Origin of the sequence: Lactobacillus paragasseri, from assembly GCF_003584685.1 — a bacterium.
GTDB lineage: Bacteria > Bacillota > Bacilli > Lactobacillales > Lactobacillaceae > Lactobacillus > Lactobacillus paragasseri.
On the sequence record NZ_AP018549.1, the window covers coordinates 310,226 to 328,098 of the forward strand.

The 17,873-nt window shown below is 36.0% G+C and carries 11 protein-coding genes and 2 tRNA genes; all 13 read left to right on the forward strand.

Features of this window, described 5'->3' with window-relative positions:
• Positions 1–10 precede the first annotated feature (10 nt).
• The 13 genes from LpgJCM5343_RS01340 to rpoB all read left to right on the forward strand — a co-directional run bounded on the left by LpgJCM5343_RS01340 (position 11) and on the right by rpoB (position 17,863).
• A complete protein-coding gene (locus LpgJCM5343_RS01340) occupies positions 11–253 on the forward strand; it encodes an RNA-binding S4 domain-containing protein (RefSeq protein WP_003649479.1) in 243 nt (80 codons plus the stop codon).
• A gap of 88 nt (positions 254–341) precedes the next feature.
• Positions 342–719, forward strand: a complete 378-nt coding sequence (locus LpgJCM5343_RS01345) for an FtsB family cell division protein (protein WP_003647843.1) — start codon at positions 342–344, stop codon at positions 717–719.
• The gene (locus LpgJCM5343_RS01350) at positions 719–1,075 is read left to right on the forward strand and encodes a S1 RNA-binding domain-containing protein (protein ID WP_003649478.1); all 357 of its coding nucleotides are present in this window, start codon (positions 719–721) and stop codon (positions 1,073–1,075) included. The genes LpgJCM5343_RS01345 and LpgJCM5343_RS01350 overlap by 1 nt, the downstream gene beginning before the upstream one ends.
• 21 nt (positions 1,076–1,096) lie before the next feature.
• Positions 1,097–2,392: a tRNA lysidine(34) synthetase TilS gene (gene tilS / locus LpgJCM5343_RS01355; RefSeq protein ID WP_113576183.1), complete on the forward strand. Its 1,296-nt coding sequence runs from the start codon at positions 1,097–1,099 to the stop codon at positions 2,390–2,392.
• Between the two features lie 83 nt (positions 2,393–2,475).
• The gene (ftsH, locus tag LpgJCM5343_RS01360) at positions 2,476–4,602 is read left to right on the forward strand and encodes an ATP-dependent zinc metalloprotease FtsH (protein WP_020807226.1); all 2,127 of its coding nucleotides are present in this window, start codon (positions 2,476–2,478) and stop codon (positions 4,600–4,602) included.
• An 82-nt stretch (positions 4,603–4,684) separates the two neighbouring features.
• Positions 4,685–7,384, forward strand: a complete 2,700-nt coding sequence (locus LpgJCM5343_RS01365; RefSeq protein ID WP_101891001.1) for a YfhO family protein — start codon at positions 4,685–4,687, stop codon at positions 7,382–7,384.
• A 220-nt stretch (positions 7,385–7,604) separates the two neighbouring features.
• Positions 7,605–8,480, forward strand: coding sequence for an Hsp33 family molecular chaperone HslO (hslO, locus tag LpgJCM5343_RS01370; RefSeq protein ID WP_048686304.1), 876 nt, complete (start codon positions 7,605–7,607; stop codon positions 8,478–8,480).
• A gap of 59 nt (positions 8,481–8,539) precedes the next feature.
• A complete protein-coding gene (gene dusB / locus LpgJCM5343_RS01375; protein ID WP_003649473.1) occupies positions 8,540–9,547 on the forward strand; it encodes a tRNA dihydrouridine synthase DusB in 1,008 nt (335 codons plus the stop codon).
• A 14-nt stretch (positions 9,548–9,561) separates the two neighbouring features.
• A complete protein-coding gene (gene lysS / locus LpgJCM5343_RS01380) occupies positions 9,562–11,103 on the forward strand; it encodes a lysine--tRNA ligase (protein WP_020807223.1) in 1,542 nt (513 codons plus the stop codon).
• A gap of 100 nt (positions 11,104–11,203) precedes the next feature.
• Positions 11,204–11,278, forward strand: a tRNA-Gly gene (locus LpgJCM5343_RS01385).
• Positions 11,279–11,318: 40 nt separating this feature from the next.
• Positions 11,319–11,392, forward strand: a tRNA-Pro gene (locus tag LpgJCM5343_RS01390).
• 163 nt (positions 11,393–11,555) lie between these two features.
• Positions 11,556–14,024, forward strand: coding sequence for an ATP-dependent Clp protease ATP-binding subunit (locus LpgJCM5343_RS01395; RefSeq protein WP_020807222.1), 2,469 nt, complete (start codon positions 11,556–11,558; stop codon positions 14,022–14,024).
• 200 nt (positions 14,025–14,224) lie between these two features.
• Positions 14,225–17,863 carry a DNA-directed RNA polymerase subunit beta gene (rpoB, locus tag LpgJCM5343_RS01400; protein ID WP_021314886.1) on the forward strand — a complete coding sequence of 1,213 codons (3,639 nt, stop codon included), beginning with the start codon at positions 14,225–14,227 and terminating at the stop codon, positions 17,861–17,863.
• Positions 17,864–17,873: the final 10 nt, after the last annotated feature.

The following is a 17,873-nucleotide window of genomic DNA, read 5'->3' on the forward strand; positions in this document are numbered from 1 at the left end:
GGAAAATAAAATGAGAATCGATAAGTTTTTAAAAGTATCTAGATTAGTTAAGAGACGTACAGTTGCTAAAGAAATGGCAGATCAAGGGAGAGTAAAAGTTAATGATCGAGTAGTTAAATCCAGTTATGACGTAAAAGTCGGTGATGTTATTGAAATCGGATTCGGTACGAAACAATTGAAAGCTCGTGTACTTGACTTGAGAGAAACGACTAAGAAGGCTGAAGCAAGCGATTTGTATGAGCTAATTGATTAATGACAAGGGAAGAGTAAGGTGTTATATTAATAACAAGTGGTGATATAATTAAGATTTAGAATGTAAACGAAAAGGCAGGGACACGCGTATGCAGAGAGGGCCACGACTTTATAATGCCTTAAGCGATGAAGAACGCTTGGCGCGCTTACGGCGCAAAGCAGCTAGGAAAGAAAAAGAAGTTCATCGCGTTCGGCGAAACCGAATTGTTGCTTGTTTTGCAATTGCAATTTTAATTTTTGGACTACAGTTAATTATGGTCCATGTACAAACGGGTAGAATTAATAGTCAAATTCAAACGAATAAGACAGAGTTAAACCAAGTTAATAAAACTAATAAAAAATTAAAGGCGCAAGTGGCAGATCTGAAAGATCCTGATTATGTGGCTAAAGTAATACGTTATAAGTTCTACTATTCTAAATCTGGCGAATCAATATATACTCTTCCTGATAAAGAGGAGGATTATTAGTGAAATTTCCAATTGGATTAAGACTTAATGCTAAAGTTAACAATATTACTAAACTTGGGATTTTTGTGACTTTACCGCACCATCATCATGGCTTGATTTTTCATAAAGATTTTGGTGATAAGTGGGAAAGTGCTAGGAACAAGTACAGTATTGGAGATGAGATCAGGGTAGTTATTATCAATAATCGTGAGGGAAAGCTTTCGCTCTCTCTGAGTCAAGTAAATAATCCTGATCTGATTGATCCGACTAATGAATTTAAAGATAGTAAAGACTTTACTCCTTTAGCAAAGCTAGTAGAAAGTTCTACAAAGAAAATAGCAGATTTAAAGAATTCAATTGAGTTAAGTGACCAGTAAAGGTCACTTTTTTATTTAACAATGACAGAATTTACAAATTTTTTTACTAAAAATAATATTGAAATTAAAAATAAAAAGTTCTTGTTAGCTGCAAGTGGTGGACCTGATTCAGTGGCATTATTCCATATGTTAGTTAACTTCTTACCTGATCCTTCAGAACAGTTAATTGTGGCACATTTGGATCATTGTCTAAGAAAAGATAGTTATTTAGAAAGTGAGTTACTACAAAGATTAACCACTGCTTTTAAAGTAAAACTAATAGAAAAAAGCTGGCCCCTTGCGCTTCATCCTCAAACTGGTATTGAAGCAAGGGCGCGTGAGTTTCGCTATGCATTTTTAGCCAATACCGGGAAAAAATATCAGGTTGATTACTTGTTAACAGCACATCATGGCGATGATTTAATTGAAAATATTTTACTCAAATTTATTCGTTCAGGGGATGTAGCTGAAATGAATAGTCTTCAGGTCGTAGGAAATTTTAACTCTATGAAGCTATTACGGCCGTTAATTAAGTATTCAAAAGATCAGTTGTTAGAATATGATAAGCAGAATGACTTAGACTATATTGAAGACGAGACTAATTTTGAAGATGATACTTTAAGAAATCGTTTAAGGCATCATGTTGTTCCTTTATTGAAAAAAGAAACGAATCATTTAGTTGAAAATGCCTATCGTTTTAGCGAAAGTGCAGCGCTACTTTCAGACTGTCAAAGTAGCTTTTTTGAAAGTTTGATTTTAACTGTTAGCTTTGGTAAAGCTTTACAAGGTAGGAAATCAGATCTAATAGACTTAAATAAAAATCAGTTAGCAGCTTTTTTTGATTATCTAATTTATAAAAAGTGGCATCAACGAGTTCACTTTGATGAAATTAGGTGGAGCAAAAATGCAACTTTTAACAAAGAAAATTTTCAATTAATTTTTTATCAAGATTATTATTACTTGATAAATAGAAACCAGTTAACGCCAATTGACGTTAATAAAAAGAAAATTAAGCTCGATGAAAAGTTTTCTTTAAACGGAAAAGAATACATGATTTCAAATGATAAAAAACTGGGCAACTTAGTTGGATATTTCTATGGAGCAAAAAGTGATTTCTTAGAGGTGGGAAGTTTACCTCAGGGAAGCAAATTAAGACTAGCTGATGGCAGGCAAACAAAAGCTAAGAAAAAATTTGCGGAGAATGGAATTCCTTTGATATTAAGGCCGTATTGTCTAACTATTTGGCAAGGAAAAAATCCAGTTTATGTTGAAAATGTCTATCAAAATCAAGAATATAATCCAGATTTTATTCGATATAATGTATATATTTATCTTTAAGTTTGTGCAAAGTTCTATGGTAAAAGCGTAATTTGTGGTAAAATCGTTGGAGTAATTCCAAGAAGTGTCGCGGAGGTTTATAGATGAAAAATAGAAGAAATAGACTGCTTTCTAACGGTCTTTTCTATATCATAGTATTCGTGATCCTCTTGGCTGGAATCAATTGGGCTGTGGGTGGCTCAGGTAGTAATGGTTCCACAGAAAATATCCGTTATTCTCAATTAGTAAAAGATTTAAAAGCGGGTAAAGTCAAGAGTATCAATGTACAACCATCGAATGGTGTATATACGGTTACTGGATCTTATAAGAAAGCTCAAAAGTCAAAGAATCAAAATAATACTGGATTTGGACTTATTCCAAGTTCACAAAGTAGTAGTGAAGTAACTCGTTTCAGTACTACGATGCTTCAAAATGACTCAATGGTTAAGACAGTTTCAGATCTTGCTCAAAAGAGCGGAGCATCAATTTCTGGACAAGGTGAATCTCAATCTGGAACCTGGATTTCTACTATTGTCATGCTTGTTCCAACTTTGATTTTTATTGTCATGCTTTGGATGATGATGAACCAAGGTGGACAGGGTCGTGGTGGCGGCATGATGAACTTTGGAAAATCTCATGTTAAGCCACAAGATCCAAGTAAAAATAAGGTTAGATTCTCAGATGTAGCTGGTGAAGAAGAAGAAAAGCAAGAGTTAGTTGAAATTGTTGAATTCTTAAAGAATCCAGCAAAATATACTAAATTAGGTGCTAGAATTCCGGCTGGTGTTCTTCTCGAGGGTCCTCCTGGTACTGGTAAAACTTTACTTGCCCGTGCGGTTGCTGGTGAAGCTGGCGTACCATTTTATTCAATTTCTGGTTCAGACTTTGTTGAAATGTTTGTCGGTGTTGGTGCATCTCGTGTACGTGACTTATTTGAAACAGCTAAGAAGAATGCCCCAAGTATCATTTTCATTGATGAAATTGATGCCGTTGGACGTAAACGTGGCAATGGTGTTAGCGGTGGTCATGATGAAAGAGAACAGACTTTGAACCAACTATTGGTTGAGATGGATGGTTTCGAAGGTGATGAAGGTGTCATTGTTATGGCAGCTACTAACCGTTCAGATGTTCTTGATCCGGCACTTCTTCGTCCTGGCCGTTTTGACCGTAAGGTTTTAGTTGGTCGTCCAGATGTTAAAGGACGTGAAGCTATCTTAAAAGTTCATGCTAAGAATAAACCTTTAGCACCAGATGTCGACTTAAAAGAAGTAGCACGCCAAACTCCTGGTTTTGTGGGTGCTGATCTTGAAAATGTTTTAAACGAAGCTGCTTTAGTTGCTGCTCGTCGTAATAAGACTGAAATTACAGCATCTGATATTGATGAAGCAGAAGACCGCGTTATTGCAGGACCAGCTAAGAAAGACACTGTTATTTCTCCTGAAGAAAGAAAGCGTGTTGCATACCATGAAGCAGGACACGCAATCGTTGGTTTAGTCCTTAGCGATTCTAGAACCGTTCGTAAAGTTACGATTGTACCTAGAGGTCGTGCTGGTGGATATAACATTATGCTTCCAAAAGAGGATGAAAATATCATCACTAAGAAGCAATTAATGGAACAAGTTGCTGGTTTAATGGGTGGTCGTGCTGGTGAAGAAGTAGTTGTTGGTGATAAATCTACGGGTGCTTCAAACGACTTTGAACAAGCCACTAACATTGCTCGTGGTATGGTTACTCAATATGGTATGACTGATGTTGGTATGACTGAGCTTGAATCTCCAAGTATGCAATCACCTTATGGAACTAAGCCATACAGTGAAGCTACAGCTGCTAAGATCGATGAAGCAGTTAAAGAAATTCTTGATGAAGGTCACAAACAAGCCGTTGATATCATTAAGAGCCACCGTGAAACTCACAAGATTATTGCAGAAGCATTGCTCAAGTATGAAACTTTAAACGAAAAGCAAATTCTTTCATTATTCAAGACTGGTAAAATGCCAGAAAATGATGAGAATGAATTTCCAAGTGAATCTAAGGCTTCAACTTATGAAGAAGCAAAAGCTGCAATGGAAAAGAAGGATCAACAAAGAGAAGAAACTGAAAATAAGGATGACAAAGAAGACGTTCATCCACTTCCTGATGATCATAAGAATATTGACGATATTCCACTTAATCCACCATCTGAAAAGAAAGATTCTGACGAACACAATTCAGATGAAAACGAGGATAGGTAAGAGTTTATTGTAAGAGTAATGTTTATACTCCTTTCTAATACTGAAATTACAGATTTTAGAAAGGAGTTTTTTGGTATTAAGAATGAAATATTTAAGTAAAAAAGACAAAAAGATTTTAAAATTAAGCTTAATAAGTTGTTTGACAACTATAGTGCTCTTTTTCCTTTTATCTACTTTCACTGATTGTAATCCAATCTTTGGAGGAGTATTGTACGGAGGAGATTTACCTAATCAGTACTTATCTTTCTTTCAATACTATCGTCATTTAGTTTTAGGAAATTGGGCTAGTGCTGGGTATACTTTTTCTAATGGACTAGGTGGAGATATGGCTGGTAACATTGCTTACTATGTCTTAAGTCCGTTAAATTTTATAGTTTTTCTTTTTCCTGCAAATAAAATCAATATTGCCGTTTATGTAATAATCCTGCTTAAGCTAGGTTTGATGAGTGGTACATTTACTTGGCTTATTTTAAAATGGTTTAACTTTAAATATCAGGCCTATGCAATTTTTTTAGGAATTGCGTATAGTTTAAGTGGCTATTCAGTTGCTTATGCTGGAAATGTCATGTGGTTTGATGGATTAATTTTGTTGCCTTTAATCACTTATGCTTTGGTTAGAGGAATCAAGACTAATAAATGGCTCGCGTATAGTATCTTACTGGCTTGTGCCATTATATTTAATTACTATATTGGTTACATGATTTGTATTTTTATGGTAATTATTTTCCTAGCATATACAATCAATAATTTTAAAGACATAAGACTATTTTTCCACCAATTCTTGAATTTTGCGATCAGTTCAATTATTAGTGGTTTAATTAGTGCAATAGTCCTATTACCAACTCTATTTAATCTCTCAAGTAATAAATTAGCACAGTCGGATTTTAATTCAGATTTTAATATTAAGCTACTTATTACTGGGGGAAAAACAGTATCAAGACTGTTTATTGGGGATACTTACAATGATTGGCCGCCAATTTTTGTAGGTACATTAGCTGCTATAATTTTTATTATCTACTTTATTGATTCTCGTAATTCAGTTAAAGCTAGAATTACTAATCTGATAATTGGAATTATGTTTGTCTTAAGCATTATCGTGCGTCCGTTATACTTATTCTGGCATGGTGGACAACAAACTATTGCTTATCCTTATCGGTTTAGTTTTTTAATCGTATTTTGGATTTTGCTTTTAGCAGCAAAAGAGCTGTCATATCAAGACTTTAAGAGAAAAGATAGAATTATAGCTACCACTATTTATTTATTGCTGAGTTTGATGACTGTATATATTCGTCGTCGAATTGGACCAAATAATTTTTATGAATGGATAGCCGTAGCTTTAGTACTTCTCTTTGGACTATTAATCTACTTTTCAAATAAAAACTTCGTTCGAATTATTCTAATATTAGTTGGACTAGTCGAATTATCGGGAAACGCATATACTGGCCTTAGCCATCTTGGAATGAAGAGTGATTACTATCCTAGATACGTTGCAGAAAATAATGAAATAATTTCGAAGATCCCAGCAGCTGATAAGACAGGTAGAATCGCTAAAAATTATGAACTAAATAATGATCGCGGTGAAGGATATACTTTTAATTATCGTGGGGTAGAAGAATTTTCATCCAATAATGATTCACGAATTAGTAGTTTGATGACTGATTTAGGATTTTCAACATTTAGATACTTCTATTATTATCAAACTGGTACTGTAGTTACTGATGCTATTTTTAATGTTAAGAGCTTTATTAACAGTTCTTTGACTAATCAAAGCATTTCACCAGAATATGTTAACTATGGTTTAAGAGATGATTTAAAAACTAGACCAGTTATTTTAAAACAGGGCGATAAAACTGTGTATCGAAATGAAACACTTCCATTTGCCTTTGCTGGTAATTTATCCAATAAATTAAAGTTTAAAGATGAAAATCCTGTCTATAATCAAAACTTAGTTTTAAATTCTTTGACCCAATCTAAATCAAATGTGTTGGATTATAGTACTAAAAAGGCTCGAATTACAACAAATAACTTGTCAGTGAAATATGGTACAGTAAAGTATCATGTCATAAAGAAACATAAGAAGATTACTAAACGTACTGAACAAAAATATTTCACAATTAAAAGATATGATAAAGAGCGTCCTGGTACGATGAGTTTCACCTATGATAATCTGAAACCTAACCAAGTGGGATATATTCGATTTAGCAAAAATTTGATGCAATTAGTACTTCCTTTAAATAATTATCAATGGAATAAAAATCCTGATTATCGTCCTCCATTTAGTTTGACTATAAACGGTAAACAAGTTCAACTTCAAGAATATACAGATCAACTAATTGGCGTTCAAGCCGATAAGAATGGAAAAGTTGATATTAAAATGACCATAGATGGAAAAGGCGGCAAGTTCATTCTCAAATACCCTAAATTTGTGAATATCGACTTTTCAGCTTTGCATGATAAAGTCAAAAAAGCTCGTAACAGAGAAATGAAATTTACAAGCTTTAAAGATGGATATGTAGCTGGTAAAGTTACAATTGATAAAAGTCAAAACTTAGTGACTACTATCCCTTATAGTAAGGGCTGGCAAGCTAAAGTAGACGGAAAACCAGTTAAAATTAATCGTACATTGGGTGTATTTATTGGATTAAAGATGAAACCAGGAACTCATCAAATTACATTGAAATATAGAACCCCAGGTGTATTAGTAGGTGCTATCTTGAGCATTATTGGTATTATTTCCTTAATTGTATTTACTTTATTTTTAAAGAAAAATAAGAAAGATTAATTGATTAGATACACTTCTCGATGCTTGTTTTGGAGAAGTGTATTTTTTAAGTAGGTAAAAATTCAGTAATATCGACAGTATTAAATTGCTTATTGGCGCTGTAACAAGTATCATAGGTATAATCCTACTAGTGGTATTTAATTTTTTTGAAAAAGAAAAAGTATTAGTCAAAAAGTAAAGTCTATGTTTTATAGGCTTTATTTTTTAGGGGAAAGAAAAAATGAAAGATTATTTAGTAAAAGCAATTGATAAAACTAAAAACTTACGATTGATTACAGTTAATGCCAAAGGTCTTGTTGGTGAAGCGCAAAAAAGACATGATACATGGAGCGCATCGTCAGCTGTACTTGGTAGAACTTTAATTGGCGGTCTGCTTTTATCAGCAGCCTTATTGAAAGATAAAGATGAATTGACAGTTAGATTACTAGGCAACGGTCCAGTAGGAGCAACTGTTGTAACAGCAAAAGCTGACTTGACTATTAAGGGGTATATACAAAATCCGCATATTGCTCTTCCTCCTAAGAAAGATGGACATATTGATGTAGCAAGAGCTGTTGGTGAAGGTTGGCTTGAAGTAACCAAAGATCAAGGCCTAAAAGAACCTTATACCGGTCAGGTTCCAATTGTTAGTGGAGAAATTGCGGAAGATTTTACATATTATTTAGCAAAATCTGAACAAATTCCTTCAGCTGTTGGCTTGTCTGTTTTTGTTGAACCAAACAATAGTATCGGAGCTGCGGGCGGTTTTGTATTACAAGCATTGCCAGGAGCAACTGACGAACAATTAGCTCAAGTAGAAAAGAGAATTAAAGCTCTTCCGAATCTTTCAACTTTATTCCTAGATGGAATGACACCTGAAAATCTAGCCGAAAGGATCCTAGGAACTGATTGCAAGATTTTGGCTAAAGAAGATGTTGCGTTTTCCTGTGATTGCTCAAAAGAAAAATACAGCAAAATTTTAGCTACACTTAAGCCAGGACAACTAAAAGAAATGATTGAAAAGGATCACGGTGCAGAATTAGTTTGTCGTTTCTGCAAAGAAAAATATCACTTTACTGAAGATGAATTAAAAGATGTCCTTAAGAAGGTAAATTAAAGTGGTGTGTAGTAGATAGTTTTGCTATGATATTAGGGTATTTGAAAGGATGAGCAAGTGTGAAAAACGATAGTTGGAAAATTAGGGATGTTGAAATTCCTAATCGTGTAGTAGTTGCACCGATGGCTGGAATTTCAAATGCTGCTTTCCGAGTAGTATGTAAAGAATTTGGCGCAGGCCTAGTGGTTTGTGAAATGATTTCAGATCATGGAATTATTTACCGCAATAAAAAGACTTTAGAGATGTTGACAGTTGATCCTAGAGAGCATCCGATGAGTATTCAAATTTTCGGTGGAAGTGAAGAAACTTTAGTTGAAGCTGCTCATTATGTGGATACTCATACTGCAGCTGACATTATCAACATCAATATGGGTTGTCCTGTACCAAAAGTAACCAAGACTGATGCTGGAGCTCGTTGGTTATTGGATCCAAATAAGATTTATCAAATGGTTCATGCTGTAGTGAGAAATGTGAACAAACCAGTAACTGTTAAAATGAGAACAGGCTGGGATCAAAAGCATATATTTGCTGTTGAAAATGCCTTGGCTGCCCAAGAAGCTGGTGCTAGTGCTGTTGCTATGCACGGACGTACTAGAAAACAAATGTATATGGGTGAGGCAGATTGGGAAACCTTAAAAGATGTTGCAGATGCATTAACCATACCTTTTGTTGGTAATGGAGATGTTACAACACCTGAAAAAGCAAAATCAATGCTTGAAGATGTTGGAGCTGATGCAGTAATGGTCGGTAGAGCAGCCTTGGGAAATCCATGGATTATTAAGGACATGGTTCATTATTTAGACACTGGTGAAAAACTACGTCCACAAACTGTTGAAGAAAAAGTGGCAACTGCTAAAGAACAGTTAAATGGCTTAATTGATCTTAAAGGTGAAAAAATTGCTGTACCGGAATTTAGACGTCAAGCTGCTTATTATTTGAAAGGAATTCCCCGTTCAGCTCGAACCCGTGCTAAAATAAATGATGTTTGGACGAAACAAGAAGTTTTTGACTTGTTAGATGACTTTGTGGAAAAATATGAAGCAAGACAAAAGCAAATTAATCGATAAAAGGAGTTTTTAGAGTGGCAAAGAATGAAATGAACGACCAACTAATTGTTCGTCGTGAAAAAATGGACGAAATGCGTGAAAATGGCATTGAACCTTTTGGTGTAAGAAAGTTTGATCGTCAAGACTTAGCTCGTACTTTGAATGAAAAGTATAGTAAAGAAGATAAAGATGAATTAAATGCCGATATGCCTATGACCAAAATTGCAGGTCGTATGCTTGCCAAGCGTGGTAAGGGTAAAGTAGGTTTTGCTGATCTTTATGACCGTACTGGTAAGATTCAAATTTATGTACGTAAAGATATTGTTGGCGAAGACAACTACAAGATTTTTAAGAAATCAGATATTGGTGACTTCTTAGGCATTGATGGGGAAGTAATGAAAACTGATACTGGTGAGTTAACTATTCGTGCTACTCACGTTACTTTCTTAGCTAAAGCTCTTCGCCCATTACCTAATAAATGGGACGGTTTGAAAGATGTTGAACAAATTTATCGTCAACGTTATCTTGATTTGATTACTAATCACGAAAGTTACATGCGTTTTGTTCATCGTACTCAAATTATTCAAGCTATTCGTAACTACTTAAATAACCAAGACTTTTTAGAAGTTGAAACTCCAGTTCTTCACAATATTCCAGGTGGTGCTGAAGCACGTCCATTTATTACTCACCACAACGCTTTAGACATTGATCTTTACATGAGAATTGCGTTGGAACTTCCACTGAAGCGTTTGATTGTTGGAGGTATGGAAAGAGTTTATGAAATTGGCCGAGTATTTAGAAACGAAGGTGTTGATACTCGCCATAATCCTGAATTTACTGAGCTTGAAACTTATGCTGCTTACTGGGATTTCCACGATGTCATGGATGAAGCGGAAGGAATTATCAGAGCAGCTGCTAAAGTAGTTTCTCCAGATGGTAAGATTAACTACCAAGGTACTGATATTGACTTAGGTAAGCCATTCCGACGCGTTCATATGGTTGACTTAATTAAGGAAAAGACTGGTGTTGACTTCTGGAAAGAAATGACTGACGAAGAAGCTAAGAAGATCGCCGAAGAACATGGAATTCATACTGAACCATTCTGGAAAGTCGGTCATGTAATTAATGCTTTCTTTGATGAATTTTGTGAAAAGACTATTGTTGATCCAACCTTTGTTTATGGGCACCCGGTAGAAATTTCACCACTTGCTAAAAAGAATGCAGATGATCCAAGATTTACTGATCGTTTTGAAATCTTTATTTTGGGAATGGAATACGGAAATGCCTTCTCAGAACTAAATGATCCAGTTGATCAACGTCACCGTTTTGAAGAACAAATGGAAGAACGCGAAGCTGGTAATGATGAAGCTGATATGATTGATGAAGATTATATCCGTGCAATGGAATTTGGTATGCCTCCTACAGGTGGTCTAGGTATTGGTATTGACCGTTTGGTAATGCTTTTAACTGATGCTCCAGCTATCCGTGATGTATTGCTCTTCCCAACAATGCGTCCTGAAAAGGTTGAAGACGTTGATGCCGAAGTGCAAGAAGACTTGAAGAAAAAGAATAAATAATTTAAAAAATAGGCTGTCTTTGAAGATGGTCTATTTTTTTGATTTTTTCAGAAAAAGTACTTGCAATCGAATGATGTTTTGCTATACTAGTAAATGTACTGCGGAAGTAGTTCAGTGGTAGAACATCACCTTGCCATGGTGGGGGTCGCGGGTTCGAATCCCGTCTTCCGCTCCAGTATAAAAGACTCACCGAAGCGTGAGTCTTTTTTGATATTCGGGATGTGGCTCAGCTTGGTAGAGCGCTACGTTCGGGACGTAGAAGTCGCAGGTTCAAATCCTGTCATCCCGATTGAATATTATTTTTATTAAAAGGTTCGTCTTAAGCTAGAAAGACGAACTTTTTTGTATATAATGTTCATGAAATATCAAATAGTTTACATTTACTAATTGTAAGTGTAAGATATTTGTCTAAAGATTGTAGTATGATCTTAAAAGAAATAAGGCGGTGCAGAATGGAAAAATCATATAGTGATAGTGCAAAGAATGTTCTTGAAATTGCTAAAGAGCAAGCACAAAACTTTCACCATCGAATTATTGGAACGGAGCATGTTTTGCTTGCTTTAGTAATTGAAGCTAACGGAGATGCCGGTAAGCTTTTGCGTGAAAGAAACGTAACACCAACCTTAGTGCGAGAAGAAATTGAAAGATATACTGGCTATGGTTCAAGTCCCAAAGCTACATATATGGAAATGTCACCACGCTTAAGCTTAGTTTTGAATTTTGCTAAGCAAAAATCTGACGAATTAGGCACTCCTCAAATTGAAACAAAGCATATTTTGCTAGGGTTATTAGCTAGTGACCAAATTTTGGCAAGTTTAATTTTGAAAAATATTGGTGTAGAACCACGTGACTTAAGTCAAGATATTAATGATAGTTTCATGGATGATTCTGGAGAAGCAAACAATATTTTTGATGTTTCTTCTGCAACTAGAACTAAAAAAGGCAAGTCACTGACACCTAATTTAGATAAAGTAAGTGTAAATTTAAATAAACGTGCACGCGAGGGTGCAATTGATCCAGTAATTGGTAGAGATAAAGAAATAAAGCGAGTAATTCAAATTTTATCTCGAAGAACTAAGAATAATCCTGTTTTAGTTGGAGAACCCGGAGTTGGTAAGACAGCAGTTGCACAAGGAATAGCTTCTGCAATTGTAAATCGTGAGGTTCCGGATAACTTAGCTAAAAAACGTGTCATGGCACTCGACATGGGAAGCTTAATTGCTGGAACTAAGTATCGCGGGGAATTTGAAGATAGAATGAAAAAAATTCTAAAAGAAATTCAACGTGATGGTTCTGTAATTCTATTTGTTGATGAAATGCATACCTTGATTGGTGCAGGTGGAGCAGAAGGTGCAATTGACGCTTCCAATATCCTGAAGCCATCTTTAGCGCGTGGTGATATTCAGATGATTGGTGCCACTACTTTTGATGAATACCAAAAATACATTGAAAAAGATCAAGCCTTGGCAAGACGTTTTCAACAAGTGAAAATCGGTGAGCCTTCAAAGGAAGAAACAGTGGACATCTTAAAGGGGTTACGTCCTAAGTATGAAAAATTCCATAATGTAAAAATTGAAGATGAAGCAATAAATGATGCAGTAGAATTTTCAACAAGGTATATTGCTAACCGCTTTTTACCTGATAAGGCAATTGACTTAATCGATGAAGCAAGTGCAGCGGTCAAGATTCAAGCAGTTGGTAAGGCTGATCCACGTTTGACTAAATTAGATACACAAATTAATGATGTTATTCACCGAAAAGAAGAGGCTGCTGAAAATCAAAACTTTGTTCAAGCGGCTAAATTACGTGATGAAGAAAGCAAGCTTACACAAGATCGAGATAAATTAATTGCAAAAGTAGAAAATAAGAATTCTAAGAAGTCTATTGTTGATTCAAATAAAATTGCCCAAATTGTATCAGAATGGACTGGCGTACCAGTTACTCGAATGAAGAAGAGTGAAACGAAACGTTTAGCTCACCTCGAAAGCATTTTGCATGAACGCGTAATTGGACAAGATAAGGCAATTAGTGCAGTAAGTCGTGCGATTAGACGAAGCAGAAGTGGAATTAAGGATGAAAATCGTCCAATCGGTTCCTTCTTGTTCTTAGGTCCTACTGGTGTTGGTAAGACTGAATTAGCAAAAGCATTGGCAGCAGCAGTCTTTGGCTCTGAAAGGAATATTATTCGAGTTGATATGTCTGAATATATGGATCAAGTAGCTACAAGCAAGTTGATCGGTTCTGCTCCTGGTTATGTAGGCTATGAAGAAGGTGGACAACTTTCAGAACGGGTAAGACGTAATCCATATTCAGTAATTCTGCTAGATGAAGTAGAAAAAGCTCATCCGGATGTTTTCAATTTATTGTTGCAAGTTTTAGATGAAGGTTTCTTAACTGACTCTAAGGGAAGAAAAGTTGATTTCAGAAACACAATCATTATTATGACTTCTAACCTTGGTTCTCGTAGCTTGCAAGAAGATAAAACTGTTGGTTTTGCAGCTGATAATGAAGATAAAAATAAACTTCAACAAGAAAAGGTTACAGCAGCAGTTAAGCAATTCTTTAGACCAGAATTTTTAAATAGAATTGACGAAACAGTTGTCTTTGATAGTTTAACTAAGAAACAATTGCGTGAAATTGTTAGTTTAATGACTAGTCATTTGATCACTCGATTAGCTCGGAAAGAAGTTACTCTAAAAATTTCTCCAGCAGCGTTAGATGTGTTAGCTAAAGACGGTTTTGATCCAGAAATGGGTGCTCGTCCTTTACGTCGTGCAATTCAACATGAACTTGAGGACGTGATTGCAGAAGATTTAATTAGTGAAAAGGTTAAAGCCGGGCAAACAGTTAAGGTTGGCGCTCATCAGGGAAAATTAAAGTTCACAATTGTTGATGAGAGTAAGCCTTTAGTTAAAAATTAGTTCCTTTTGACAAATTAGTAATATAAGTGTAAAATACAAAACGTTTAAAAGGCTGAAATTCAGGATTTCGCTGATCTATTGTCCAGCGAGATGATAAAACAAAAACGACTATTACGTTGTTTTTGTTTTTTTGTACCCAAATTTTGACTTTTTGCAATTTGTAACACAAATGTAATATTTAGATTCTTATATAAGAAAGGATGTTTTCTTTGTTAGGACACGCTGTGAACTACGGTAGTCACCGGACAAGACGTAGCTTCTCTCGAATTAAAGAAGTATTGAAGTTACCTAACTTGACTGATGTGCAAACGCAATCTTACAAGTGGTTTCTTAATGAAGGTATTCGTGAAATGTTTGACGACATTATGCCGATTTCAGACTTTTCAGGAAAACTTTCTTTAGAGTTTGTTGACTACAAACTTCTGAAGCCAAAATATACTCTTGAAGAAGCACGTGATCACGATGCTAATTATTCTGCTCCTCTTCATGTAACTTTAAAGTTAACCAACCATGAAACTGGAGAAATTAAGACTCAAGATGTCTTCTTCGGAGAATTCCCATTAATGACCGATTCAGGTACTTTCGTTATTAATGGTGCTGAGAGAGTTATTGTTTCTCAGCTTGTTAGATCTCCTGGTGTTTACTACCATTCAGATTTTGATAAAAATGGTCGCCAAATTTTCGGTGCTACAGTTATTCCTAACCGTGGTGCATGGCTTGAATATGAAACTGATGCTAAGGATTTAGCTTATGTTCGTATTGACCGTACTCGTAAGCTTCCTTTAACAGTTCTAATTCGTGCTTTAGGATTTGGCTCTGACAGTGAAGTTGCTGATATGTTTGGTGAAAGTGATTCACTTCGTTTCACTTTAGAAAAAGATATCCATAAAAATCCCGCTGACTCTCGTGTTGCCGAAGCTTTAAAGGATATCTATGAAAGATTACGTCCAGGTGAACCTAAAACTACGGATTCATCTCGTTCACTTTTATATGCTAGATTCTTTGATCCAAGAAGATACGATTTAGCTCCTGTTGGTCGCTACAAGATCAATAAGAAACTTTCTTTAAAGAATCGTTTATTAAGACAAACTTTGGCTGAAACTTTAGCTGATCCTGATACTGGTGAAATTATCGCTAAGAAGGGTGACGTTGTTACTCATGAAATTCTTGATAAATTGTCACCTTACTTAGATCGTGATGACTTTAAGATGGTAACTTATGAACCTTCAAAGGAAGGTGTATTACCTGATCCAGTAACAGTTCAAGAAATTAAAGTATATTCCAAAGTTGATCCTGAACGTGTAATTAAGTTAATGTCTAACGGTCATATTGCTGATGACGTTAAACACTTAACTCCAGCTGATGTTTTGGCATCAATTAATTACTTCTTTAACCTTCAAGATAACATCGGAACTACTGATGATATCGACCACTTAGGTAACCGTCGTATTCGTCGTGTAGGGGAATTACTTCAAAACCAATTTAGAATTGGTTTAGCAAGAATGGAACGTGTTGTGCGCGAAAGAATGTCAATTCAAGATATTTCTACAGTTACACCACAACAATTAATTAACATTCGTCCTGTTGTTGCTTCAGTTAAGGAATTCTTTGGTTCATCACAATTGTCACAGTTCATGGACCAAAACAACCCACTTGGTGAGTTAACTCACAAGCGTCGTATGTCTGCCTTAGGGCCTGGTGGTTTATCTCGTGATCGTGCTGGGTACGAAGTTCGTGACGTGCACTATACTCACTATGGTCGTTTATGTCCTATTGAAACTCCTGAAGGACCTAACATTGGTTTAATTAACTCTTTGGCAACTTACGCTATTGTTAATAAGTATGGTTTTATTGAAACACCATACCGTCGTGTTTCTTGGGATACTCACAAGGTTACTGACAAGATTGATTACTTAACTGCTGATGTTGAAGATAATTACATTATCGCTGGTGCCAACGCTCCATTAAACGAAGACGGTTCTTTCAAGGATAAGATTGTTTTAGCTCGTCATAAGGAAGATAACCTTGAAGTTACTCCTGATAAGATTGACTACATGGATGTTATTCCTAAGCAAGTAGTTTCCGTAACTTCTGCATGTATTCCTTTCCTTGAAAACGATGACTCTAACCGTGCCTTGATGGGTGCTAACCACCAACGTCAGGCTGTTCCATTGATTAATCCACACGCTCCAATTGTTGGTACTGGTATGGAATATCGTGCAGCTCATGACTCTGGGGATGCATTAGTTGCTAAAGCACCTGGTGTAGTTGAATACGTTGATGCAAACGAAATTAGAATTAGAAGAGACGATGATACTTTAGATAAGTATGTTCTTGAAAAATTCCGTCGTTCAAATGCAACTAAGAACTACAACCAAACACCAGCTGTTAAGCAAGGTGAAAGAGTAGTAGCTGACGAAGTTATTGCCGATGGTCCAGCAATGGAAAACGGCGAATTAGCTCTAGGTCAAAACCCAATTATTGCTTTCTTGACTTGGAACATGTACAACTATGAAGATGCCGTTATGATTTCTGAACGTATGGTTAAAGATGATGTCTACACATCTATCCATATTGAAGATTATGAATCAGAAGCTCGCGATACTAAGCTTGGACCTGAAGAAATCACCCGTGAAATTCCAAACGTTGGTGAAGATGCACTTAAAGACCTCGATGAAGAAGGTATTGTACGTATTGGTGCCGAAGTTCAAGACGGTGATATCTTAGTTGGTAAAGTTACTCCAAAGGGTGTTACTGAATTATCAGCTGAAGAACGTTTGCTTCACGCTATCTTTGGTGAAAAAGCTCGTGAAGTTCGCGATACTTCCTTACGTGTACCACATGGTGGCGGCGGTATTGTTCAAAACGTACAAGTCTTCACTCGTGAAGCAGGAGACGAATTACCACCTGGTGTAAACAAGATGGTTCGTGTCTACATCGTTCAAAAGCGTAAAATTCAGGTTGGTGACAAGATGTCTGGTCGTCACGGAAACAAGGGTACTATTGCCTTAGTTTGTCCTGAAGAAGATATGCCATACTTACCAGATGGTCGTCCAGTAGACATTTGTTTGAACCCAATGGGTGTGCCTTCACGTATGAACATTGGACAGGTTCTTGAATTACATTTAGGTATTGCAGCTAAGCAATTGGGTATTCATGTTGCTACTCCAGTATTTGATGGTGCTTCTGAAGATGATATGTGGAACATGGTTCGTGAAGCTGGTATTGGTAAAGACGGTAAGACTGTTCTTTATGATGGCCGTACCGGTGAACCATTCCACAACCGTGTTTCAGTAGGTATTATGTACTACTTGAAGTTGACTCACATGGTTGATGATAAGATCCACGCACGTTCAATTGGGCCTTACTCACTTGTTACTCAACAACCACTTGGTGGTAAAGCACAATTTGGTGGTCAGCGTTTTGGTGAAATGGAAGTTTGGGCTCTTGAAGCTTACGGTGCTGCATACACATTGCAAGAAATCTTGACTTACAAGTCAGATGATGTTGTTGGTCGTGTGAAGGCATATGAAGCTATTGTCAAGGGTGAAAGAATTCCAAAACCAGGTGTTCCAGAATCATTTAGAGTTCTTGTTAAGGAACTTCAATCCTTAGGTTTGGATATTAAAGTCTTAGATATGGACCACAAGGAAATTGAATTACGTGACATGGATGATGATTCTAATGATCACTTCAACATTGACACTTTATCTAAGCTTGCTGAACAACAAGAAAAGAAGAAGTTAGCCGAAGAAGCTGCAAAGAAAGATGATAAGTCAGCCGAACCTGTAGATCAGAGTGATTCTTCAACTTCATCTGATGATAAGGTTTCTAAGTAATAGGAGGTTA

Bases quoted from the DNA above. Each gene is read 5' to 3' on its own strand.
- LpgJCM5343_RS01340 (WP_003649479.1), top strand. From the start codon at position 11: ATGAGAATCGATAAGTTTTTAAAAGTATCTAGATTAGTTAAGAGACGT.
- LpgJCM5343_RS01345 (WP_003647843.1), top strand. From the start codon at position 342: ATGCAGAGAGGGCCACGACTTTATAATGCCTTAAGCGATGAAGAACGC.
- tilS (WP_113576183.1), top strand. From the start codon at position 1,097: ATGACAGAATTTACAAATTTTTTTACTAAAAATAATATTGAAATTAAA.
- ftsH (WP_020807226.1), top strand. From the start codon at position 2,476: ATGAAAAATAGAAGAAATAGACTGCTTTCTAACGGTCTTTTCTATATC.
- LpgJCM5343_RS01365 (WP_101891001.1), top strand. From the start codon at position 4,685: ATGAAATATTTAAGTAAAAAAGACAAAAAGATTTTAAAATTAAGCTTA.
- hslO (WP_048686304.1), top strand. From the start codon at position 7,605: ATGAAAGATTATTTAGTAAAAGCAATTGATAAAACTAAAAACTTACGA.
- LpgJCM5343_RS01395 (WP_020807222.1), top strand. From the start codon at position 11,556: ATGGAAAAATCATATAGTGATAGTGCAAAGAATGTTCTTGAAATTGCT.
- rpoB (WP_021314886.1), top strand. From the start codon at position 14,225: ATGTTTTCTTTGTTAGGACACGCTGTGAACTACGGTAGTCACCGGACA.